Annotated in this window: 1 protein-coding gene; it reads right to left on the bottom strand. The window is 47.5% G+C overall.

What is annotated here, in order from left to right; genetic code table 11:
• Window positions 1-2 precede the first annotated feature (2 nt).
• Window positions 3-401, bottom strand: a complete 399-nt coding sequence (locus BGM27_RS17100) for a DUF3168 domain-containing protein (protein WP_007408588.1) — start codon at window positions 399-401, stop codon at window positions 3-5.
• Window positions 402-480 lie beyond the last annotated feature (79 nt).

Genomic DNA, 480 nt, shown 5'->3' with positions numbered 1-480 from the left:
TCTCAATTGTTTATTGTGAAGCGCATTCTGAGAATGCCGTGACGCGTGTACCCGTCAATATCGGTGATCACCTGCATGCTGCGCATCTCAGAACGGCATAAAGAAAAGCCCTCTATTGTTAGGGGCTTGCTTGTTAACGCTTGAAGCATGAGGCTCAGAATCTCCATTGCTTCTTTTTTTCCGTTGTAACCTGACCAGCAGTGTAAAACCACATTGATTTCTTCACCGCTGGATGTCTTGGTTTTAAATGGGGAAACATCATCATCCCCCATTGTTACATAAGGCTTTTGCTGATCTTTCGGGACTGCATCAAAGACGCCTGTGACGCGCCCGTTCAGCTCTTCGTCTGTTGATAACCTCTTAAATAGAGCAGCCTGCAACGGCCACAGGGCAGATCGCATGATGACAGCTCCTTTCTATTACATTTGACTGGCAAAATACCGCATACCTTCGTCCACCGCTGGATTCCAGAACGGCTGC

Origin of the sequence: Bacillus sp. FJAT-27001, assembly GCF_019039175.1 — a bacterium.
Taxonomy (GTDB): domain Bacteria; phylum Bacillota; class Bacilli; order Bacillales; family Bacillaceae; genus Bacillus; species Bacillus velezensis.
The sequence above is the reverse complement of the archived record's forward strand: the minus strand, read 5'-3'. Positions and strand labels throughout refer to the sequence as shown.